19 protein-coding genes are annotated in these 22,114 nt (G+C 45.7%); 13 read left to right on the top strand and 6 right to left on the bottom strand.

Translation table 11 applies throughout. From position 1 onward, the window contains the following. Window positions 1–33 precede the first annotated feature (33 nt). The 4 genes from QZ331_RS10350 (at window position 34) to QZ331_RS10335 (ending at window position 6,265) form a co-directional block, all read left to right on the top strand. Window positions 34–1,119, top strand: a complete 1,086-nt coding sequence (locus QZ331_RS10350) for a UDP-N-acetyl glucosamine 2-epimerase (RefSeq protein ID WP_294629967.1) — start codon at window positions 34–36, stop codon at window positions 1,117–1,119. Between the two features lie 285 nt (window positions 1,120–1,404). Next, the gene (locus QZ331_RS10345) at window positions 1,405–3,981 is read left to right on the top strand and encodes a DUF5686 and carboxypeptidase-like regulatory domain-containing protein (RefSeq protein ID WP_294629965.1); all 2,577 of its coding nucleotides are present in this window, start codon (window positions 1,405–1,407) and stop codon (window positions 3,979–3,981) included. A 9-nt stretch (window positions 3,982–3,990) separates the two neighbouring features. Then, the gene (locus tag QZ331_RS10340) at window positions 3,991–5,262 is read left to right on the top strand and encodes a replication-associated recombination protein A (protein WP_294629964.1); all 1,272 of its coding nucleotides are present in this window, start codon (window positions 3,991–3,993) and stop codon (window positions 5,260–5,262) included. Window positions 5,263–5,311: 49 nt separating this feature from the next. After that, a complete protein-coding gene (locus QZ331_RS10335; RefSeq protein WP_294629962.1) occupies window positions 5,312–6,265 on the top strand; it encodes a D-2-hydroxyacid dehydrogenase in 954 nt (317 codons plus the stop codon). A gap of 65 nt (window positions 6,266–6,330) precedes the next feature. On the opposite strand, the gene cydB is transcribed toward QZ331_RS10335, so the two are convergent. From cydB to QZ331_RS10320, 3 genes are read right to left on the bottom strand one after another with little or no spacing between them, the layout of a single operon-like run. Then, window positions 6,331–7,473 (bottom strand): cytochrome d ubiquinol oxidase subunit II, encoded by a 1,143-nt coding sequence (cydB, locus tag QZ331_RS10330; protein ID WP_294629960.1) that lies wholly within the window; start codon window positions 7,471–7,473, stop codon window positions 6,331–6,333. Window positions 7,474–7,485: 12 nt separating this feature from the next. Next, a complete protein-coding gene (locus QZ331_RS10325) occupies window positions 7,486–9,057 on the bottom strand; it encodes a cytochrome ubiquinol oxidase subunit I (RefSeq protein WP_294629959.1) in 1,572 nt (523 codons plus the stop codon). Between the two features lie 22 nt (window positions 9,058–9,079). Then, window positions 9,080–9,316: a DUF4492 domain-containing protein gene (locus tag QZ331_RS10320; protein ID WP_294629957.1), complete on the bottom strand. Its 237-nt coding sequence runs from the start codon at window positions 9,314–9,316 to the stop codon at window positions 9,080–9,082. Between the two features lie 205 nt (window positions 9,317–9,521). Between QZ331_RS10320 and QZ331_RS10315 the strand changes: the two genes are divergently transcribed. The 9 genes from QZ331_RS10315 to QZ331_RS10275 all read left to right on the top strand — a co-directional run bounded on the left by QZ331_RS10315 (window position 9,522) and on the right by QZ331_RS10275 (window position 18,322). After that, window positions 9,522–10,919: a TolC family protein gene (locus QZ331_RS10315; RefSeq protein WP_294629955.1), complete on the top strand. Its 1,398-nt coding sequence runs from the start codon at window positions 9,522–9,524 to the stop codon at window positions 10,917–10,919. A 24-nt stretch (window positions 10,920–10,943) separates the two neighbouring features. Continuing rightward, window positions 10,944–12,173, top strand: a complete 1,230-nt coding sequence (locus tag QZ331_RS10310) for an efflux RND transporter periplasmic adaptor subunit (protein ID WP_294629954.1) — start codon at window positions 10,944–10,946, stop codon at window positions 12,171–12,173. Window positions 12,174–12,178: 5 nt separating this feature from the next. Then, the gene (locus tag QZ331_RS10305; RefSeq protein ID WP_294629952.1) at window positions 12,179–12,922 is read left to right on the top strand and encodes an ABC transporter ATP-binding protein; all 744 of its coding nucleotides are present in this window, start codon (window positions 12,179–12,181) and stop codon (window positions 12,920–12,922) included. Window positions 12,923–12,946: 24 nt separating this feature from the next. Beyond that, window positions 12,947–14,167 (top strand): ABC transporter permease, encoded by a 1,221-nt coding sequence (locus tag QZ331_RS10300; protein ID WP_294629950.1) that lies wholly within the window; start codon window positions 12,947–12,949, stop codon window positions 14,165–14,167. An 18-nt stretch (window positions 14,168–14,185) separates the two neighbouring features. After that, complete coding sequence (locus QZ331_RS10295; protein ID WP_294629948.1) at window positions 14,186–15,247, top strand: histidine kinase; 1,062 nt, start codon at window positions 14,186–14,188, stop codon at window positions 15,245–15,247. 30 nt (window positions 15,248–15,277) lie between these two features. Continuing rightward, complete coding sequence (locus tag QZ331_RS10290; protein ID WP_294629946.1) at window positions 15,278–15,976, top strand: LytTR family DNA-binding domain-containing protein; 699 nt, start codon at window positions 15,278–15,280, stop codon at window positions 15,974–15,976. 366 nt (window positions 15,977–16,342) lie between these two features. Next, window positions 16,343–17,563: a phage integrase SAM-like domain-containing protein gene (locus QZ331_RS10285; RefSeq protein ID WP_294629944.1), complete on the top strand. Its 1,221-nt coding sequence runs from the start codon at window positions 16,343–16,345 to the stop codon at window positions 17,561–17,563. A gap of 97 nt (window positions 17,564–17,660) precedes the next feature. Further along, complete coding sequence (locus QZ331_RS10280) at window positions 17,661–17,831, top strand: hypothetical protein (protein ID WP_004313367.1); 171 nt, start codon at window positions 17,661–17,663, stop codon at window positions 17,829–17,831. Window positions 17,832–17,872: 41 nt separating this feature from the next. After that, the gene (locus QZ331_RS10275) at window positions 17,873–18,322 is read left to right on the top strand and encodes a DUF5053 domain-containing protein (RefSeq protein WP_004311570.1); all 450 of its coding nucleotides are present in this window, start codon (window positions 17,873–17,875) and stop codon (window positions 18,320–18,322) included. A 443-nt stretch (window positions 18,323–18,765) separates the two neighbouring features. Here the strand turns inward: QZ331_RS10275 and QZ331_RS10270 are convergent, their stop codons facing one another. From QZ331_RS10270 to QZ331_RS10260, 3 genes are read right to left on the bottom strand one after another with little or no spacing between them, the layout of a single operon-like run. Further along, complete coding sequence (locus QZ331_RS10270; protein WP_294629939.1) at window positions 18,766–19,713, bottom strand: hypothetical protein; 948 nt, start codon at window positions 19,711–19,713, stop codon at window positions 18,766–18,768. Between the two features lie 6 nt (window positions 19,714–19,719). Beyond that, on the bottom strand, window positions 19,720–20,826 hold the full coding sequence (locus tag QZ331_RS10265; RefSeq protein ID WP_294629938.1) for a DUF3696 domain-containing protein: 1,107 nt from the start codon (window positions 20,824–20,826) through the stop codon (window positions 19,720–19,722). Continuing rightward, entirely contained in the window at window positions 20,823–21,959 is a 1,137-nt protein-coding gene (locus QZ331_RS10260) for a DUF262 domain-containing protein (RefSeq protein ID WP_294629937.1), read from the bottom strand. Before QZ331_RS10260 ends, QZ331_RS10265 begins: the two co-directional genes overlap by 4 nt. Window positions 21,960–22,114: the final 155 nt, after the last annotated feature.

Raw genomic sequence — 22,114 nt, 5'->3', positions numbered from 1 at the left:
TCACGAATTAAATCGAATTTGACAGAAAATAAGATGAAAATAACAATTGTTGCCGGGGCACGCCCCAATTTCATGAAGATAGCCCCCATTACACGCGCTATTGAAGCCGCACGGGCGCTGGGTAAAAGTATCTCCTACCGATTGGTCTACACGGGCAGAAAAGAGGATACGAGTCTGGACGCTTCTCTCTTTTCAGACCTCGACATGAAAGCTCCCGACGCCTACCTAAGAGTGGAAAGCAATAATCCGACGAGCCTGACGGCAGGAATCATGATAGCCTTCGAACAGGAACTGACCGAGAACCCCGCACACGTTGTTCTCGTGGTGGACGACCTGACCGCCACGATGAGTTGCGCCATCGTTGCCAAGAAACAGGGAGTCAAGGTGGCACACCTCGTAGCCGGAACCCGCTCTTTCGACATGAAGATGCCCAAAGAGGTGAACCGTATGATTACGGACGGACTCTCCGACTACCTGTTCACAGCCGGTATGGTGGCCAACCGTAACCTGAACCAGACAGGCACGGAGAGCGAGAACGTATATTATGTAGGCAACATCCTTATCGACACCATCCGCTACAACCGCAACCGGCTGCTCAGACCAATGTGGTTTTCGGTGTTAGGGCTACAGGAGGGCAATTATCTCCTGCTCACCCTCAACCGCCGCGCCTTGCTCAACGACAAAGAGAACCTGCGGCAACTTTTGAAAACAATGATTGAAAAATCAGCCGGCCTGCCCATCGTAGCGCCCCTGCACACGTATGTACGCAACGCTATCAAAGAACTGGGTGTCGAAGCGCCCAATCTGCATATCATGCCGCCTCAGAATTACCTCGTATTCGGCTATCTGATTCACCAGGCGAAAGGAATCATCACCGACTCCGGCAATGTAGCCGAAGAAACCACCTTCTTGGGTATCCCCTGCATGACCCTCAACACCTATGCCGAACATCCGGAAACCTGGCGCATGGGAACCAACGAACTTGTCGGAGAAGACCCGGCCCAACTTGCCAGAGCGATGGACAGGCTGATGGCAGGCGAATGGAAACGCGGCGAACTTCCCGAGCGTTGGGACGGACGCACCGCAGAACGTATCGTTCAGATTTTATCAGGCAAATAACAGCCTGCCGCCCACTTTCCACCAAGCACAGGAGGCAAATTATCATTGCTTGAGACAAGCCGTGCCAAGCAATGATACACTCGTTCCCATTGCTTGGGAACGAGCGTTTCAAGCAATGAAACCAAAACCCGGAACAAATTGTTGAATAGATATGCCTGAGGCCGGCCGGTTCGAGCATCGGGCCTGCATATGCTTGTAAACAACCAAAAACGATGGGTAAAAAAAGTTATATATGCTCTCACCCTGAGAGTTATTTGTTAACTTTGCAGCCCTACTACGAACTTTATGAAACAACGATATAACAAAATACTGATACTGCTCTTGTTTGTATTGACAGCTTCCAATGCGTTTGCACAGCAAATAAAAGGGGTAGTAACCGATTCGGTGACACACGAGCCATTGATGTATATCTCCGTTTACTACCAGGAAAAAAGAGATATGGGCACTATCACCAACATCGACGGCGAGTACAGCCTCGATGCACGCAGAAATGGAGGGACACTCGTTTTCTCCGCCATCGGCTATGTCAGCAAGACAGTCAAGGTGCAGTATGCCGGTCAAACCGTCAACGTACAGTTGGCGCCGGAGAATGTACTCTTGAACGAAGTTGTCGTCAAGCCGAAGAAGGAGAAATATTCCCGCAAGAACAATCCGGCAGTCGAATTCATGAAAAAAGTCATCGAGCACAAGAAAGCGCAAGTGCTCGAAGCGAACGATTATTACCAGTACGAGAAGTACGAGAAGATGAAAATGTCCATCAACGACCTCACGCCGGAGAAACTGGAGAAAGGTATCTACAAAAAATATGCTTTCCTCAAAGACCAGGTGGAGGTGTCGGAAACAACGAACAAGCTGATTCTTCCGATATCCGTGCAGGAGACGGCCTCGCAAACCATCTATCGCAAAGACCCCGAAAGCAAGAAAACCATCATCAAGGGGAAAAACTCGAACGGTATCGAAGAGTTCTTCTCGACGGGAGATATGCTCGGGACTGTACTGAAAGATGTCTTTTCCGACATCAATATCTACGACGACGAGATTCGCCTGCTCCAGCAGCGTTTCGTCAGCCCTATCGGCAGCAGCGCCATCTCCTTTTACAAATTTTACCTGATGGATACATTGGTGGTAGACAAGCGCGAATGCGTACACCTGACGTTCGTCCCACAGAATTCGCAGGACTTCGGGTTCACCGGACATCTGTACGTACTCAACGATTCGACGTATGCCGTGCGCAAATGTACGATGAACCTGCCCAAAAAGAGCGGAGTGAACTTCGTGAACCGCATGGACATCGTGCAGCAGTACGAACAACTGCCCAACGGCAACTGGGTACTGTCTGACGACGACATGACCGTAGACCTTTCCTGGAGTTCCAACAAAACGGCAGGCGGACTGCAAGTGGAGCGAATCACCAAATACAGCAACTATAAGTTCGACCCCATCGAGCAACGGCTCTTCCGGCTCAAAGGGAATGTAATAAAGGAAGCGGATATGCTCTCAAAAAGCGATGAATACTGGGCAAGCGTCCGCCAGGTTCCGCTGACAAAGACGGAAAGTACGATGGATGTGTTCGTCAAGCGTCTCGAGCAGATTCCGGGATTCAAGTACATCATCTTCGGAGCCAAAGCCCTGATTGAGAATTTTGTGGAAACCGGCAGTCCCGACCATCCCAGCAAGGTGGATATAGGGCCTATCAACACCATGATTTCGAACAACTACATCGACGGTATGCGTTTCCGTCTGAGCGCCATGACCACAGCTAACCTCAACAAGCACTGGTTCATGAGCGGCTACGGAGCCTACGGCCTGAAGGACAAACGATGGAAATACAGCGGAACGCTGACCTATTCGTTCAACAAACGCGACTACGTGGTATGGGAGTTTCCCAAACATTTTGTTTCGGCAACCTACAGCTATGACGTCATGTCGCCGATGGACAAATTCCTGTTTACGGACAAAGACAATGTATTCCTGTCGGTGAAAACAACAACGGTAGACCAGATGTCGTATATGCGCGACGCAACCGTCAACTACGAACTGGAGACCATGACGGGATTCGGCGTGAAGGCCATGCTCCGCCGACGCAACGACGAACCGGTGGGCAAATTGGAATACCTGCGCAATGACGCCGCACACACCCGCCTGCACGACATCACGACCACCGAAGCAAGCCTGACACTACGTTATGCGCCGGGCGAATCGTTCGTCAACTCCAAGCAACGCCGCATTCCCGTATCCCTGGATGCGCCCATTTTCACGCTCACCCATGCGATGGGATTCAAGGGCGTATTGGGCGGCGAATACAACTTCAACCGTACGGAAGCGAGCATATGGAAGCGCTTCTGGCTTCCCGCCTCGTGGGGAAAAGTAGACGTCAGCCTGAAAGCGGGAGCCGAATGGAACACAGTCCCCTTCCCGCTCCTGATTTTGCCCGAAGCAAACTTGTCGTATATCACCCAGCACGAGACATTCTGCCTCATCAATAACATGGAGTTTCTCAACGACCGATTTGCCGCCTTGTCTCTCTCCTACAACATGAACGGAAAGCTATTCAACCGCATCCCGCTCATCAAGAAACTGAAATGGAGAGAGATGTTCCGCGTGCGCGCCTTGTGGGGAACGCTGACCGACAAGAACAATCCGTTCAAAAGTAATAATCCCGACCTGTTCCGCTTCCCGACACGCGACGGAGAGTTCACCAGTTTCGTGATGGACCCCAAAGTGCCTTACGTAGAGGTGGGCTTCGGTATTTTCAACATATGCAAGTTGCTGCACGTTGAGTACATACACCGTCTCACTTACCGCAACAACCCGAATATCAACATCCACGGTATCCGGTTCATGATATTAACAGCATTCTAAAAGAACACTATGCAACCTTTGGCAGAGCGGCTACGGCCGAAAACGTTAGACGAATACATCGGTCAGAAACATTTAGTAGGGCCGGGTGCTATCCTGCGCAAGATGATTGATGCAGGACGCATCTCTTCTTTCATCCTCTGGGGCCCGCCCGGAGTGGGTAAAACGACCTTAGCGCAAATCATCGCCAACAAACTGGAAACTCCTTTTTATACATTGAGTGCCGTTACCTCGGGAGTGAAGGATGTGCGCGAAGTGATAGACCGTGCCAAAAGCAACCGCTTCTTTTCACAGTCGAGCCCGATTCTGTTTATCGACGAAATCCACCGGTTCAGCAAGTCGCAGCAGGATTCCCTGTTGGGAGCGGTGGAGAACGGAACCGTCACACTGATTGGCGCGACCACGGAGAATCCGTCGTTCGAGGTCATCCGCCCTCTCCTTTCGCGCTGCCAGCTTTATGTGCTCAAATCATTGGAGAAAGAAGACCTGCTCGAACTCCTGCAACGTGCCGTCACGACGGACATTGCCTTGAAGGAACGCCGCATCGAACTGAAAGAGACCACAGCCATGTTGCGCTTCTCCGGTGGAGATGCCCGCAAACTGCTCAATATACTGGAACTCGTCGTCCAGTCGGAAACGGAAGAGACCGTTGTCATCACCGACGAAATGGTGACCGAACGGTTGCAACAAAACCCGCTTGCCTACGATAAGGACGGAGAGATGCATTACGACATTATTTCCGCCTTCATCAAGTCGATACGCGGCAGCGACCCCGACGGGGCTATTTACTGGCTTGCCCGTATGGTAGAAGGCGGTGAAGACCCTGCTTTCATCGCCCGCCGGCTTGTCATTTCGGCCTCGGAAGATATCGGCCTGGCCAACCCCAATGCCCTGCTTTTAGCAAATGCCTGCTTCGACACGCTGATGAAAATCGGCTGGCCCGAAGGACGGATTCCCTTAGCGGAAACAACGATATACCTGGCCACCAGCCCCAAGAGCAATTCGGCCTACAACGCGATAAACGATGCGTTGGAGTTGGTGCGTTCAACAGGAAATCTGCCTGTCCCGTTGCATCTGCGCAACGCGCCTACCAAGTTGATGAAACAATTGGGATACGGACAGGAGTACAAATATGCCCACAATTACGAAGGCAACTTCGTGAAACAGCAATTCCTGCCCGACGAGCTGAAAGACAAACGGATATGGCAACCTCAGAACAACCCCGCCGAACAGAGACATACCGAACGGATGATACAGTTGTGGGGAGAGAGATTCAAAAAATAACAAACTCTCGTCCAAGAAAGAACATATAACCTATAATATAATAACTGAAATGAAAATTGTAGTTTTAGACGGCTTTGCCGCCAATCCCGGAGATTTGTCCTGGGAAGGTATTAAAGCGCTCGGAGAATGTATGATATACGACCGCACCGCCCCCGAAGAAGTATTGGAACACGCAGCCGGAGCGGAAGTGCTTCTCACCAATAAAGTAATCATCAGCGCCGAGCACATGAGCGCACTGCCCGAACTGAAATATATCGGCGTATTGGCTACCGGATACAATGTAGTCGACATTGCCGCCGCCAAAGAGCGGGATATCATCGTTACCAACATCCCTTCATACAGCACACCATCCGTTGCCCAGATGGTATTTGCACATATTCTGAATATCTGCCAGCAGGTACAGCACCATTCGGAAGAGGTTCACAAGGGCCGTTGGACTAACAGTAAGGACTTCTGTTTTTGGGACACTCCGTTGATGGAACTGAGGGAAAAGAAAATCGGTCTGGTAGGGCTTGGAAATACCGGATACACAACGGCACGCATCGCCATCGGTTTCGGTATGCAAGTATATGCGGTTACTTCCAAATCACATTTCCAACTTCCCCCAGAAATCAAAAAGATGGAGTTAGACCAGTTATTCAGCGAATGTGACATCATCAGCCTGCACTGCCCGCTTACCCCCGATACACACGAAATGGTAAATGCCCGCCGCCTTGCCCTAATGAAGCCCTCTGCCATCCTTATCAACACAGGTCGCGGTCCCCTGATTAACGAACAGGATTTGGCGGACGCTCTGAACAACGGCAAAATCTACGCAGCAGGAATAGATGTCCTCTCCACCGAACCCCCACGCACCGACAACCCATTGCTGACAGCCAAAAACTGTTACATCACCCCACACATCGCATGGGCAACCTCAGAAGCCCGCGAACGCCTGATAAACATCGCCACAAGCAACATACAAGCCTACATCGCCGGTAAGCCCGAAAACACAATCAAATAACAATTAAAAATTAAAGGCTGCGCAATGGTACTGATTCTTCCTTTGCGCAGCCTTCAATTTTTAATTCAATAAGAGTGTTCTCCTTCAGAGAGTTCTCTTTTTGTAATTTTGTGGCGGTCAATGCTTCGCCAGGCGTAGAAAATATACGCAATGACAAAGGGGACGAGTATGGAGACATAAGCCATTGTTTTCAGTGTAAACTGGCTGGAACAGCTATTAGCCAGAGTCAATGAGCTTTGCAAGTCCGAATAAGACGGATAATAAGCCGTGTTATTATACCCTGCCACCAACAGCAGCGACAATACGGTGAGCACCGTGCCGATACCCGTAAACCAGATACCCTTATCGAAAGTCACCTTAAGCAACGTCTTGCCGATACCGAAGAGCACTAAAACAACCCCCGCCAGAAACAAGACCAAAACCACCGGCATCTCCACAAAATTAGTGAAATACTTGAAAGGCTGCATAGAAATCTCCTGCGTATCCGGATTCACCGCAAAGCCATCGGCAACCAACGTACGAATCACAAACGACAAGAAAAACACAAGAAACAGAACAGCATTGTTCCGTACCGCACGCCTGCATCTGTCCGTCAGCTCCCTGTCGGCTATATTATTAATAAAATACAATGCCCCCAACACGCGGGCAAGAAAGAACACCGCCAGTCCTAAAACCACATTCCACACATTCGTCAGTGCATCCAACCCGTGCCAACCGTTTCCCCAACGACTGATAACCGGCATGAAAGTATCCGCCATATTGCCCTTATCAATGTAAAAATCGGAACCCGTGAAGAAAGTAGCCACTGCCCCGCCAAGCAACAAAGGCCCTACCACCCCGTTTATCACCAAGAAAGTCTGATACGTCTTCTTACCCAACAGATTTCCCGCCTTACTCTGAAACTCGTAGCTGACAGCCTGCAACACAAAACTGAAAAGAATAATCATCCACAGCCAATAAGCACCGCCGAAACTGGTGCTGTAAAACAACGGGAAAGAAGCGAAGAAAGCCCCGCCGAATGTCACCAACGTAGTAAACGTAAACTCCCATTTGCGTCCGGTGGAGTTCACCATCATTTTACGGTGTTCGTCCGTCTTACCGAGACAGAACAGCAACGAATTACCTCCTTGCACAAACAATAAAAACACAAGAATGGCTCCAAGCAAGGATACGACCAGCCACCAATATTGTTGTAGAAATAAATACATAGTCTATGAGGATTAATGATTAATAGTTACGTTATCTCCCATCTCCGGCCCTTTCCTGATGGCCTTTACCATAATTCCGGCTCCTGCCATCAACATGACCGTGAACAAGAGCAGGAATATGAAGAAAGTAGTCTGCACCGAACCTACCTCCAACTTCGAGATAGCGACCGATGTAGGCAGCATATCACGGATAGCCCACGGCTGACGGCCGCATTCGGCAACCACCCATCCCGCCTGTCCGGCAATGTATCCCAAAGGAATAGTCAGCAGAGCCGTCCACTGCAGCCAGCGCACCCTACTCAAATCCCTCTTATAAACAAAGAAGAGAACCACCATAAAGAAAAGAATGAAATACCCGCCCAACATGACCATGATGCGGAACGCGTAGAAATTGAGAGGCACATTCGGAACCAACCGGTTCACGTCTTTAATGTAGCCGTAGCCGAAATAAGGAATGTTTTCCTGCAACACTTTATAGGCAGCCTGTGCTTCCTCCTCGTTGCCTGCCCTCTTTGCTGCACGATAAGCAGCCAAAGCACCGATAGCCGTCTTCCCCCGCTCTATCTTCTCGGCAGCCGACAGAGCCATCGTGCCGTCCTTCATCTCATAACCGCCCTCGATAATATCGGCAATGCCCGGCACGTAACCGTTCACATCACGTTCGGCAAGGAAAGAGAGCATACCGGGTATTTCGATGCGGAAGAGAAACGGGTCTTTTCCATCGTCGTAGGTGCTCTTCCCGGGATTCAGCAAGCCGATTCCCACCAGTCCTACTTTCGTACCGCCTTCATACAATCCCTCGATAGCCGCCAGCTTCATGGGCTGCGTCTGCGCAATCTGATAGCCCGAACCGTCGCCCGTCCATGCTGCCAGTAACGAGGCCACCAACCCGAAGAGGGCGCCAATCTTTATGCTGGCAAGTGCAAATCTGCGGTTGCGCCTCTTCAGCAAGTACCAGCAACTTACGCCCACTACGAACACAGCCCCAAGCACCCAACCCGACAATACGGTATGAAAGAACTTATTGACAGCCACAGGCGAAGTTGCCACTGCCCAGAAATCGACCATCTCATTGCGCACAGTATCGGGATTGAACTCCATGCCCACCGGATGCTGCATCCATGCGTTGGCCACGAGAATCCACCAGGCAGAAATCGTTGCCCCCAATCCGGTCAGCCAGGTAGAAGCGAGGTGGAAACGCTTGCTCACCTTCTCCCAGCCGAAGAACATCACAGCAATAAACGTGGCTTCCATAAAGAACGCCAGAATTCCCTCGATGGCCAACGGTGCACCGAAAATGTCTCCTACAAACCACGAATAATTGCTCCAGTTCGTACCGAACTCGAACTCCAGAATCAATCCCGTTGCCACACCGATGGCAAAGTTGATACCGAATAGCTTCATCCAGAACATCGCTGTCTTTTTCCAGAACTCGTTGCCTGTTTTATAATACAGCGTCTCCATGATGCCCATTACCACTGCCAGTCCGAGTGTGAGAGGAACAAAAATCCAATGATACATTGCCGTCATCGCAAACTGGGCTCTCGACCAATCGATAAGTGAAGTGTCAATACTCTCAATCATAATCTTATATCTAATTTAAGCGTTAAAAATCCGTCGGTTTCTCGGGGAAAGCGCGTTGTATCAACTCGTTTCCCACATAGTTCCCCTTGTCGGCCTCGGTGGGATGGCTGCGAAGGAAATTCGGGAAAAAGAATAGTTTAAGAATGAAGAACATGACGAACAGTTTCAGTAGGATAATGACCCACAGCGTACGGCCAAGTGTCATACTACGGAAACCTTCCAGATAGAAATTCCAGATAGAAAGCAGTGTATTCTTCATATGGTGTCGTTATAGTTTGTAAATAAGTACAGATACATCTTTTATAAGATAACAAACAACTCCCCCGAATTGTTGCGGAATTTTCCGATAAAATGACCCTATCGAGAGAAAAAAATGATTCAACGGCAAAATTCCGTGTTCTGTCTATCGCTTTTGCAGTTCATATCGTATGTACATACTTTTGTTACCGTAAACCAATAGAAGTATGAATATGATGAATGTAAAAAGATTGACAGTGATGGCCTTTCTCGGGGCAGGTCTGTTTCCGGGGCTGTCTGCCCAGGAAGCCCCACTCCGGGCAGATACGCTGACGAAGGCAAAGTTCCCTGCACAATGGGATTTGCAGGCGTGCATCGACTACGCTCTGGAACAGAATATTACGATTCGTAAAAACCGTGTGGCCGCAGCAAGCACAGAGAGTGACGTAAAGACAGCGAAGGCTGCTTTGTTTCCCAGTCTTTCGTTCTCTACCGGCCAGCAGGTGGTGAACCGTCCCTATCAGGAGACGAGCAGCCTGGTTAGCGGCAGCGAGATTATCAGCAGCAACAGCAAAACCAGCTATAACGGCAACTACGGCCTGAACGCTTCGTGGACTTTATACAACGGCAGCAAACGGCTAAAGAGCATCAAGCAGGAACAACTGAACAACCGGGTAGCCGAACTCGATGTGGCGGCTTCCGAAAATGAGATTCAGGAATCCGTCGCACAGGTTTATATCCAGATTCTCTATGCGGCAGAATCGTTCAGGGTAAACGAGCATACGTTGCAGGTCTCCATTGCGCAGCGCGACCGTGGCCGGCAATTGCTGGACGCAGGGAGCCTTGCAAAAAGTGATTTGGCGCAACTGGAGGCTCAAGTCAGCACCGACCGTTACCAGCTCGTCACAGCGCAAGCCACCTTACAAGATTACAAACTGCAACTGAAACAACTGCTCGAACTGGACGGGGAACATGAAATGGATGTCTACCTCCCCACCCTACCCGACGAGTATGTGCTTGCTCCGTTGCCTGCCAAGAAAGAAGTGTATGCAAGCGCCCTTGCTCTCCGGCCGGAGATTGAGGCAAGCAAACTGAGCGTAGAAGCCTCCGACTTGGGAATCGACATTGCCAAATCGGGCTATCTTCCTACCATCAGCCTCAGCGCAGGCATCGGCACCAATCATACAAGCGGCAGCGACTTTACTTTCGGCGAGCAGGTAAAGAACGGATGGAACAACTCCATCGGCCTGTCGGTGAGCGTGCCTATTTTCAACAACCGTCAGACGAAGAGTGCCGTACAGAAGGCGAAATTGCAGCGCGAGACAAGTATGTTGTCGCTACTTGACGAAGAAAAGGCACTCTACAAAACGATTGAGACTCTTTGGCTGGAGGCCAATAGTGCGCAGCAACGTTACACGGCGGCCGACGAGAAACTGAGAAGTACGCAAATCAGCTACGACCTGATGAACGAACAATTCAATTTAGGAATGAAGAATACCGTAGAACTTCTTACCGAAAAGAACAATTTGCTGCAAGCCCGGCAAGAACAGCTTCAGGCCAAATACATGGCCATACTGAATACTCAGTTGTTGAAATTCTATCAAGGAGACAAATTAGCATTATAAATCAGTAAAAGCATTATAAAACGAATGAAAACGAAAAAGATTATCTTAGTCGCCGTGGCAATCGCTGTGGTAGCAGGTGCGGGAATCGGGTTCTTCGGCGGAACGCCTGCCAAGCACAAAGTCACGTACGCCACTGCCACCGTCAGCAAAGGCAACATTTCAAATTCGGTGACTGCTACCGGAACAATCGAACCGGTGACGGAAGTAGAAGTCGGCACGCAGGTGTCGGGCATCATCGACAAGATTTACGTCGATTACAACTCGACTGTGACCAAAGGACAGTTGATAGCCGAAATGGACCGTATCACCCTACAAAGCGAACTGGCTTCGCAACGGGCTACCTACGACGGTGCCAAAGCCGAATACGAATATCAGAAGAAGAATTACGAACGCAACAAAGAACTGCATGAGAAATCCCTCGTCAGCGATATGGATTTTGAACAGGCGCTTTACAATTACCAGAAAGCTAAAAGCAGTTACGACAGCAGCAAAGCGTCGCTTGCAAAAGCAGAGCGGAATTTGTCGTATGCAACAATCACTTCGCCGATTGACGGGGTTGTCATCAGCCGCGACGTAGAAGCCGGACAGACAGTTGCTTCCGGATTCGAGACTCCGACGCTCTTTACCATCGCCGCAGACCTGACTCAGATGCAGGTGGTAGCCGATGTAGACGAAGCGGATATAGGCGGCGTGGAGGAGGGCCAGCGTGCCAGCTTCACAGTAGACGCTTATCCCAACGATACCTTTGAGGGCGTAGTGACACAGATTCGCTTGGGAGATGCCGGCAGCACGGGCAGCGCAAGCAGCAGTACAAACACGGTGGTCACCTACGAAGTGGTCATCTCCGCCCCCAATCCCGCATTGAAACTGAAACCGCGTCTGACCGCGAATGTCACGATTTACATCCTCGACAAGAAGAATGTATTGTCCGTACCGAACAAAGCGCTGCGTTTCGTGCCGGAGCAACCGCTCATCGGGGCCGACGACATCGTGAAAGACTGTGAAGGCAAGCATAAGCTATGGACACGCGAAGGCAACACATTTACGGCACATCCGGTAGAAATCGGAATCAGCAACGGCGTGTCTACGGAAATCATCGGCGGTATTGCCGAGGGAACAACCGTGGTATCCGAAGCTACCATAGGTTCTATGCTGGGAGAACACGCAGGCTTCGGACCCGATAAAGAGAATGGCGGAGAAAGAAGCCCGTTCATGCCCGGCCCTCCGGGAAGTAAAAAGAAAAACAACAAGTGACAACCATGAAGAAAGTAATCGAAATACAGCACATCAAACGAGACTTCCGGGTGGGAGACGAAACGGTCCATGCGTTGCGGGGCGTGTCGTTTACAATCAACGAAGGGGAGTTTGTCACCATCATGGGCACTTCCGGTTCGGGAAAGTCTACGCTGCTTAATATATTAGGTTGCCTGGACACACCTACAAGCGGTGAGTATCTGCTCGACAGCATTTCCGTGCGCACGATGAGCAAGTCGCAACGCGCCATACTGCGTAACCGCAAGATTGGATTCGTGTTCCAGAACTACAACCTGTTGCCCAAAACAACCGCTGTGGAGAATGTGGAGCTGCCGCTCATGTACAATTCGTCGGTCAGTGCTTCCGAACGTCGCCGCCGTGCCGTAGCGTCGTTGCAGGCCGTGGGGTTGGGTGCACGCTTAGAGCACAAATCCAATCAGATGTCCGGCGGACAGATGCAACGGGTTGCCATCGCACGTGCATTAGTCAACAATCCTGCCGTACTGCTCGCAGACGAAGCAACCGGAAACCTCGACACGCGCACCTCTTTCGAGATACTCGTACTATTTCAGAAACTCCACGCCGAAGGGCGTACGATTATCTTCGTGACACACAATCCCGAAATCGCACAATACAGCAGCCGGAATATCCGCCTGCGCGACGGCCATGTGATAGAGGACACTGTCAACCCGAAGATTCTGTCGGCTGCCGAAGCATTGGCGGCCTTGCCGAAAAACGACGAGGAGTAATAATTATTCAGCAAACTTTTTATTATGAATGGAACCAATTTATTCAAGATAGCTCTCCGGGCTTTGGCAAACAACAAGCTGCGTGCTTTCCTCACCATGCTCGGCATCATCATCGGTGTCGCTTCCGTCATCACGATGCTTGCCATCGGACAAGGGTCGAAGAAAAGCATCCAGCAGCAGATTTCCGAGATGGGGTCGAACATGATTATGATTCACCCGGGAGCCGATATGCGCGGCGGTGTGCGGCAAGACCCGTCGGCCATGCAGACCTTGAAACTGGCCGACTACGAAGCCTTGCGCGACGAGACCAACTTCCTGTCGGCGGTCAGCCCCAATGTCTCTTCATCGGGACAGCTCATTGCCGGCAACAACAACTATCCGGCTTCCGTGAACGGTGTAGGAACCGATTACCTCAACATCCGTCAGTTGACGGTGGAAAACGGAGAGATGTTTACCGAAGCAGATATCCAAAGCTCTGCGAAAGTATGCGTGATAGGAAAGACGATAGTGGACAATCTGTTTCCGGACGGAAGCGACCCCGTAGGCAAGATTATCCGTTTCAACAAGATACCTTTCCGGGTGACCGGCGTGCTCAAGGCAAAGGGGTACAACTCTATGGGGCAAGACCAGGATGCCGTAGTGCTTGCCCCATATACCACCGTGATGAAACGCCTGCTTGCCGTCACCTATCTGCAAGGTGTGTTTGCCTCTGCCCTCACCGAAGAGATGACGGAGTATGCCACGGACGAAATCAGCACCATTCTCCGGCGCAACCACAAGTTGAAAACGGCCGACGACGACGATTTCACCATCCGCACCCAGCAGGAACTGAGCACGATGCTCAACTCCACCACCGATTTGATGACGACACTGCTTGCCTGCATCGCGGGTATCTCGCTGGTGGTAGGAGGTATCGGGATTATGAACATCATGTACGTATCCGTCACGGAACGCACCCGGGAAATCGGTTTGCGTATGTCGGTCGGTGCACGGGGTGTTGACATTCTGAGCCAGTTCCTTATCGAAGCCATCCTGATTAGCATCACGGGCGGCCTCATCGGGATGATTATCGGCTGCGGAGCCAGTTGGATGGTAAAGAGCGTGGCACACTGGCCCATCTTTATCCAACCGTGGAGCGTGTTCCTCTCTTTTGCCGTATGTACCGTCACCGGTGTCTTCTTCGGATGGTATCCTGCCAAGAAAGCCGCAGATTTAGACCCGATAGAAGCCATCAGATATGAATAAAAAGCTATCTTTGTCTTTATGAAACAAAACTTCACATCCGCACGTCGTCCTTTGGAGATACTGATACACATTATCGGCTGGGGGATTATGTTCGGTTTCCCGTTCTTCTTCGTCGAACGTGGAAACGGATACATCAACTGGATGGCGTATATGCGCCATCTTGCCGTACCACTCTCTTTCATGATTGTGTTCTACGTCAATTATTTCTTTCTGGTTCCCCGCTACCTTTTCCAGAGTCAGGCAAAAAGATATGTCATCTGCAACATCCTCTTCCTATGTGTCATCGGGGGATTGCTCCATCTCTGGAAAAGCCTGACATTCGACCCGGCCATTACCTTCAGGCCCCAACGTCCGGGAATGCCGCCGGGCTGGCTGTTCTTTATCCGAGATATGCTGAGCCTCGTCTTTACCATCGGACTGAGTGCAGCTATCCGCATGAGCGGGCGATGGACTCAGAACGAGGCTGCCCGCAAAGAGGCAGAACGAAGCCGTGCGGAGGCGGAACTGAAGAATCTGCGCAACCAACTGAATCCGCACTTCCTGCTCAATACGCTGAACAACATCTATGCACTGATAGCCTTCGACTCCGATAAGGCGCAGGAAGCGGTGCAGGAATTGAGCAGGCTTCTCCGGTATGTACTGTACGACAACCAACAGACGTATGTTCCTCTCTGCAAGGAGTTGGATTTTATCCGCAATTACATTGAACTGATGCGCATCCGCCTGTCGCCCAACGTGCAGGTAACCACCCGGTTCGACGTTCTGCCGGAGAGTCAGACGCTCATTGCTCCGCTTATCTTCATCTCGCTGATAGAGAATGCTTTCAAGCATGGGTTCTCTCCTACCGAGCCGAGTTTTATCAGTATCCATATTTCGGAGAACGACAAAGAAGTGGTTTGCGAAATCCGCAACAGCAACCATCCAAAGACGGTGGCGGACAAGAGCGGCTCGGGTGTCGGGTTGGAGCAAGTGAGCCGACGGTTGGAGATACTTTATCCGGGGACTTACACCTGGTCGAAGGGAAGCCTGGAAGACGATTCGGTCTACGAATCAAGATTGAGCATCCGAATCAAAGAGTAGGTAAAGAAAAACATCAAATAGAGAATAATTATGGTATTGCGTTGTGCGATTGTTGACGATGAGCCTTTGGCTCTCAGCCTGTTGGAGAGTTACGTGAGCAAGACTCCGTTTCTGCAACTTGTGGGAAAATATTCGAGTGCAGTTCAGGCAATGAAGGAATTGCCGGACAACGAGGTGGAACTTTTGTTTTTAGATATTCAGATGCCGGAACTCAACGGACTGGAATTCTCGAAGATGGTAGACCCGCGCACGCGTATCGTATTTACTACCGCTTTCGGGCAGTATGCCATCGACGGTTACCGCGTCAACGCCCTCGACTATCTGTTGAAACCGATTTCCTACATCGACTTCCTACAAGCGGCAAACAAAGCGCTTCAATGGTTTGAACTGGTACAGAAACCGGAAGAGATAGAGAGTATCTTTGTAAAAAGCGACTACAAACTGATACAAGTAGAGTTGAAGAAAATCACGTACATCGAAGGTTTGAAGGATTACATCAAAATCTATACGGAGAATGCTTCCAAACCCATCCTGTCGTTAATGAGCATGAAGGCTATGGAAGAGCTTCTGCCCTCCAGCCGCTTCATACGTGTGCATCGCTCTTTCATCGTGCAGAAAGACAAGATACGTGTGATTGACCGTGGACGCCTTGTCTTCGACAAGACGTATATCCCCATCAGCGACAGTTACAAACAGATTTTCCAGACTTTCCTTGACGAAAGAAGCTAACATATACTATTTTATCGGTGAAACTAAGATTTTTGTCGATTATTATTTGGCAAAATACATTTTATCTCTACCTTTGCAAAGAATAGAAAGGAATTGTGAAATTCCGAGAATAGAATAGTTTAGTTAAGTCTAGTTTAGTTTTTGTGTTGATCGGAAGCCTGCGAGCGAGCATGAGCTTCCGATTTTTATTTTACTGGTATACAGCATATTAAAAGCACAATCGAACTATTTTTCCTATCAATTAGTAGTCTATATTAGAAAACAAAAACGTCACTTTTGACGCTATAAAATGGTCGGATTATGGTCGGAAAATTCCCCGATTAGAATCTGATTATAAGTAAATTACAATAGAATGTTAAAAAAATAATGGTCGAAAACGCCATTTTTACCCTAAAAACACAAATTATGGCTACATTAACATTAGTAATAGTTCCTGCAAAAAGGTTATCAGACGGGACACACAAAATAAGAATTCGAGTCGCACACAACTCCGAAACGAGATTCATCACAACGGATATAGTGGTAAGGGAAAACGAGTTTAAGAACGGTAAAATAGTACACCGTCCAGACAAGGATTTTCTTAATACAAAATTACAACAGCTATACAACCTTTATTTCAAGCGATACATGGAACTGGACTACCCTGATTCGCTCACGTGCACGCAATTAGTCAAAATGATAACTAACCCGTTAAACGGAGAAAAGCACCGTAAATTCGAAGATGTCGTGGATGAATATCTGTCCCAAATAGATGAAGAACGTACCAAGACATACAAACTCTATCGGCTGGCCACAAACAAGTTTATGCAATTCATCGGGAACGGTTCTCTCATGGAACATATTACCCCTATCAGAATGAACCAGTACATATCATGGCTCAAAAAGACAAAGCTGTCAAGCACCACAATCAACATCTACATAACCCTGCTAAAGGTTATCATTAACTATGCTATAAAGATGAGATACGTCACCTACGATATCGACCCTTTCATCACAGCCAGAATTCCATCAGCCCAAAAGAGGGAAACGCAAATCACCGTCGAAGAACTCAAGACAATCAGGGACGCCAATTTAGAGCATTACAATCTCAACGTCACACGGGACATTTTCATGCTTACTTATTATCTTGCCGGCATGAACCTAGTAGACATACTAGCATACGATTTCCGGACGGATGAAATAAACTACATCCGAAAAAAGACCAAAAACACCAAAGAGGGGGACTCCCTGATTTCCTTTTCCATTCCCGAAGAAGCAAAGCCCATTATAAAAAAGTATATGAAAAAGAATACAGGGAAAATCATATTCGGGAAATACAAGAACTATACCTCCTGCTATAACCTGCTGGCCAGAAAAATCAGTCAATTAGGCAAGGTGGCAGGAATCAGGCATAAATTCACCCTATATTCAGCCCGCAAATCTTTCGTCCAACATGGATATGACCTGGGAATTCCTCTTAGTACACTGGAATACTGTATCGGGCAATCAATGAAAGAAGATAGACCAATCTTCAACTATGTCACAATAATGAGAAAACACGCTGATAAAGCAATCAGGGAAATACTTGACAATTTGAAAAATGAATAATCACATATAAAATAAATCACTAAGAATTTGCATAATAACCAAATGCTTATTATCTTTGTAGTGTCAAATAAGAGTTCTTAATTTTAATGTTTAACTGATGAAAGATGAAGAAAAAAAAGAATTAGAACAAGAGTATGAGAATTTAAAACTTCTCGCTTCATTTCACGAGGCCTATGGGGTTCCTGAAAATGCCAAAGAACGGGAAGCGCTTATAAATGACATACTCGATCGGATGAACGAAATCCAAGAGAAATTAAAAAAGTTGTAATTAACATCCCTCCCTTCGGGGAGGGACAAACATTAAAAGCTATGATAGATTGGAATGATTGCCTGCCAACAAAAGAAATGCAGGCTGACTTTGAAAGATTCAAAGAACTAAAAACCACAGAAGAAAAAGAAGCTTTCAAAAAGGAAATGCAGGATAAATATAATAAACTACCGGAAGCCCAAAAGGAAGCCTACAAAAAAGCATCTGAAGCTGGGCTAAAAGCAACGGTAAATGCCTGCAATGATTATATAGAAAGAGCGGAAGAAGCCATATTACGTGATAAACTTGGAGAATTGCCCGAAGCAATCTCATTCAGTTATATTGCAAAGAAATATTTTGGTAAAAGTAGAAACTGGCTATATCAGCGTATTAACGGGAATATAGTCAACGGGAAAAAGGCTCGCTTTACTGACAATGAACTCAAAACGTTCCTGAACGCTTTGAACGATGTTAGCGAAATGATTCATCAGACATCATTAAAAATCAGTTAAGCTCTTATTTGACACCATCCCTGCATTGAGCCGATGCAGGGATTTTTATTGTCTAATCGAAAAATAATTGTATCTTTGCACTCTCAAGATAATACGGACATAATTCGGATTATTTTGGTTTGACTTTGGTGAGGGGGTGGTTCCCCTCACTTTTTTTATATCCTTACCGAACTTTTCACTTATATATTTAGTACTATCTTATGTAACCCTTCTTGAGAGTTTGTTGATTCGTGTGTTGTTGATTGGAAGGATTACAAAAAAGGCAGCCTAGTAAGCTGCCTTCTCTATCCTCTCTATAAACTGCCTTAGGTGGTCAATAATCTGATAAAATGGTGAATTCTCCCAGGTTCTGCTTACCACTAAAATCATTGAATCAAGAAACTTACCACAATCCAAGGTCCTTGTGCATTTGTCAAGTTGGAATATGATAAATAGAAATATACTTAATACAACCACGTCCTTAAATGAGGACCTATATAGCCTATATATATTTCTCTTGTTTGATTATCGGGATAAAAATGCATCCGCAAATTTCCACAGATTACATGTAAAGAAAATACAATCCTCTCTCCATTAGGCAATGAAAAACATCTGACAGCAGAATAATTGTCTAATGTCATTTGACTTTCAGGATGAATTACTATATTCTTGGCATTATTAACTGATTCATAATTAAAACTACCAGCTTTCCATTCTATAGCTACTTCATCCAGCACTTGCAATCTTCTAATAATATTAGCTAAATCTATAGACTTTCCTATTTTACTTAAATTTTGTTTTACACTATTACAAAAAATAAGATTAGGGAAAAAAGCATTTTTATTGTCCCAAAGTTCTTTTCCATCTTTCAACTTTTCAAATTTCTGCTTTCGTAACCAATCAAGATGTGATTCAACATGATATTTATTTCCAAAACAACAAATTTGTTCTTCACATTTTATAATATCATTATTCTCAATATATTCATGTATAACAGATAACTTATTTGTATTCCAACATTCTTCTGTCAGGAAATTAATACATAACGTGTTACAAATCAAAGCAGCCTTAAGACCTTGACCCAAATTGTCATTAAAATAACAATTTTCCTCTTCAAATCGCTTTTCTAATTTACAATCAGTAATCAAAGGTGAAGAAGAAATAATGATAAGGAACTTATCTTTTAAGTCCTTACTCACTTTAAAATCCCCCAACCATGCGCCAATGGAATAATTACTCAAAAAAGATAAATCAAATAAGTTTCTCCCCAAAGATGTATCTATACGTAAATTACTTAATCCAAGTTTTTGTTCTGCATAAACAGCAGCATGAACAAAATTTTCCATTAATCCATATACTTGCATTTTGGTTTGTACATGATTTAATGACAGTTCATTTAACATATATTCCATAACCAGTTAATCTTTTTGTATCAACAGACTTAATTGTTTAGCATACTCATCAAAAAAGTCATTAGGTTGAAAAGATAAACGTCCATCGCTATCCACTAAAGGTTCTTCAACATATATTGAATGTCCTTCTTCTGCCCTAGAAAAGAAAAATACAGAAAAATTATTTGCCGATATCCTTTTTTCCTTAATAGCCACTCTCATACCATTAAAAATATGATCACTGTGAGACTCTACTAATATTTGAACCCCATCATTTGCTGCATACGATATTAATTTTCCCAACATAACTTGCCCCTTGGGGTGTAAATGAGATTCAGGATTTTCAAATATTAATAAATCTCCTTTTTGGGCATTTAATAGTGCAATTATTATTGGAAGTACATATGTAATGCCAAACCCTGTATTAACGGATGTGAATTCAGGCGTTGTATCTTTTTGATTAATAAACTCATATCCTAATGTAGATATTTTTAAATCTGGATGAAATCTAGGCTTTACACGTACTTCCGAAGTTATTTCACTGATCCACGCATTCACATTATCTAATAGAGTATTAGATTTAGCATTGGGATGTTTCAAGTTAAGATTAGGAATTGTATCAAACTTATACTTATCAAGATAATGTACTGCATATTGTCCTTTTTCCCCCAAAGTCCTTAAAACTTCAACAGCATATGGAGACGCTTCATATGTACGTTTAGGAGTAATACGTTCAGCATTCAGATATTGAAACTTATCATTGAACAACGACAAATTACCAATATTAAAAGAATCAGCATTTCCTTTTATAAGCTGCAATATGTCAGAATCAGACTTAAGAGAATAAAACAATGAAAGGTGTCTAATTTTTTCAGAAACAATATCAAATACAATATCTCCGTCTCCTTCAATATTATACAAGTCCTTTCCATAACCAATATTTGTCAAATCGCCATTAAGCTGAAGTCTTGACAAAGATTTATCAGCCATATAAGACTGTCTCAGTATTAATAAACTTTGTATTAAAGAAGATTTTCCCATCCCATTTTTACCACAGAATAAAGTGAGAGGAGATAAATTAATCTCAACGTCACTAAATGCTTTAAAATTCTTTAAAAATATACTAGTGATCATACAATATGTTTTTTTATTAAAGATTCTATTTTCGTAAATCTATTAATTACAGCATTTTTACTAGCTGTTGATGTTGTCACAGCATCATTAAATGATTTATCCAAAAATAGCTGTTTATACTCATTTCTTAATGAAATTTGATTGTTGTAGATTTTTTCTACTTGTAACGCTGTTAATTTTGATAGCATTACAACCCATACTTCAAATAAAGCACTATTTAGACGCCGGTGAATAGTGTCAGAAATCACAGACCTACTAAAACGATCTTTTCCAAAAATTTTAGTATGAATCTCAATGCCTCGCAATATTGAGCTCGCAATATTCTCCAACTCATCTAATGAAGTTGTTTGCAATTTCTCCATTGCACGATCTAAGAAAGCACCTAAAGGACTTTCATATTTTAAATAGTTTGTTTGTATAAAAGCTATGCACCGTAAAACCAACTCACGATCTTCCATCCTTTCATTAGGTAATGGAATTAGTTTACGAAAGCCAGCATCTTCTGTTATTTTTTTTAAAAAAGTAGAAGCTTGTCCTTGATTTAGTGCATTCCGAATTTCCATATCATTCAAAGACAATGCGCCTGTATTAATTCTTTTAAAAACATTATACTTTACTTTTTTAGGCGTACCAGGACTTATTAAGAAACAAGTTACATTTGCCTCCATAATTCTCCTTTGCATAATTCGAGGTAAATCATTAAATTTTAACCCCCTATTATCATAGTCCTTTAATATATCTAATCCTATCAATGGTAAATTCTCATCTATAACAAAATTTTTCAAAGCAGATAGTCGCTGTAATCCGTCAACAATCAACCAACGATCATCTTCACTAGCATCAAAATAAAATGCAGGTAAAGGAAGTTTTAACATAAGGGATTCTATTAAACGACTTTGTACATCACTTTTCCATAAATTAGCCTTCCTTTGGAACTCCGTATTAAGATCTATTTCATCATTTCTAATACGAGCAATCACATTATCAATAGATAACGTTTGTGGAACAATACGAATCTCATTGGGGTCAAAAGGCTCTGTCATTGTTTCTGGAAGATGCATCTTTGACAAATTTCTATCCGCATCTTCAGCAAATCCTTCAATTGTTAATTGTATGCCTTCTCCTTTTTTCATTTATTTAGCCTTTAATTCTAATAATATGCAATGCAAATGTAACCTTTTTCTTTTAATATTTTAGAAAAACAATCACCAATTATTTTCGTATAGTTTTTATTAACCTGTTGGTTGAATTAAATTAGTGAATATTTTATCTGTCCAATCGGACGGTG

The organism is uncultured Bacteroides sp. (assembly GCF_910586915.1).
Taxonomy (GTDB): domain Bacteria; phylum Bacteroidota; class Bacteroidia; order Bacteroidales; family Bacteroidaceae; genus Bacteroides.
Note: the sequence above shows the minus strand (reverse complement) of the source record. Positions and strands in the feature narration are given on the sequence as shown.

What these genes read in the sequence shown, in the direction of transcription:
- QZ331_RS10280 (WP_004313367.1), top strand. Translation starts at nt 17,661, where the DNA reads ATGAAAGATGAAGAAAAAAAAGAATTAGAACAAGAGTATGAGAATTTA.
- QZ331_RS10345 (WP_294629965.1), top strand. Translation starts at nt 1,405, where the DNA reads ATGAAACAACGATATAACAAAATACTGATACTGCTCTTGTTTGTATTG.
- QZ331_RS10325 (WP_294629959.1), bottom strand. Translation starts at nt 9,057, where the DNA reads ATGATTGAGAGTATTGACACTTCACTTATCGATTGGTCGAGAGCCCAG.
- QZ331_RS10265 (WP_294629938.1), bottom strand. Translation starts at nt 20,826, where the DNA reads ATGATCACTAGTATATTTTTAAAGAATTTTAAAGCATTTAGTGACGTT.
- QZ331_RS10320 (WP_294629957.1), bottom strand. Translation starts at nt 9,316, where the DNA reads ATGAAGAATACACTGCTTTCTATCTGGAATTTCTATCTGGAAGGTTTC.
- QZ331_RS10300 (WP_294629950.1), top strand. Translation starts at nt 12,947, where the DNA reads ATGAATGGAACCAATTTATTCAAGATAGCTCTCCGGGCTTTGGCAAAC.
- QZ331_RS10260 (WP_294629937.1), bottom strand. Translation starts at nt 21,959, where the DNA reads ATGAAAAAAGGAGAAGGCATACAATTAACAATTGAAGGATTTGCTGAA.
- QZ331_RS10305 (WP_294629952.1), top strand. Translation starts at nt 12,179, where the DNA reads ATGAAGAAAGTAATCGAAATACAGCACATCAAACGAGACTTCCGGGTG.
- QZ331_RS10290 (WP_294629946.1), top strand. Translation starts at nt 15,278, where the DNA reads ATGGTATTGCGTTGTGCGATTGTTGACGATGAGCCTTTGGCTCTCAGC.
- QZ331_RS10310 (WP_294629954.1), top strand. Translation starts at nt 10,944, where the DNA reads ATGAAAACGAAAAAGATTATCTTAGTCGCCGTGGCAATCGCTGTGGTA.
- QZ331_RS10350 (WP_294629967.1), top strand. Translation starts at nt 34, where the DNA reads ATGAAAATAACAATTGTTGCCGGGGCACGCCCCAATTTCATGAAGATA.
- QZ331_RS10335 (WP_294629962.1), top strand. Translation starts at nt 5,312, where the DNA reads ATGAAAATTGTAGTTTTAGACGGCTTTGCCGCCAATCCCGGAGATTTG.
- QZ331_RS10270 (WP_294629939.1), bottom strand. Translation starts at nt 19,713, where the DNA reads ATGGAATATATGTTAAATGAACTGTCATTAAATCATGTACAAACCAAA.
- QZ331_RS10275 (WP_004311570.1), top strand. Translation starts at nt 17,873, where the DNA reads ATGATAGATTGGAATGATTGCCTGCCAACAAAAGAAATGCAGGCTGAC.
- cydB (WP_294629960.1), bottom strand. Translation starts at nt 7,473, where the DNA reads ATGTATTTATTTCTACAACAATATTGGTGGCTGGTCGTATCCTTGCTT.
- QZ331_RS10295 (WP_294629948.1), top strand. Translation starts at nt 14,186, where the DNA reads ATGAAACAAAACTTCACATCCGCACGTCGTCCTTTGGAGATACTGATA.
- QZ331_RS10315 (WP_294629955.1), top strand. Translation starts at nt 9,522, where the DNA reads ATGAATATGATGAATGTAAAAAGATTGACAGTGATGGCCTTTCTCGGG.
- QZ331_RS10340 (WP_294629964.1), top strand. Translation starts at nt 3,991, where the DNA reads ATGCAACCTTTGGCAGAGCGGCTACGGCCGAAAACGTTAGACGAATAC.
- QZ331_RS10285 (WP_294629944.1), top strand. Translation starts at nt 16,343, where the DNA reads ATGGTCGAAAACGCCATTTTTACCCTAAAAACACAAATTATGGCTACA.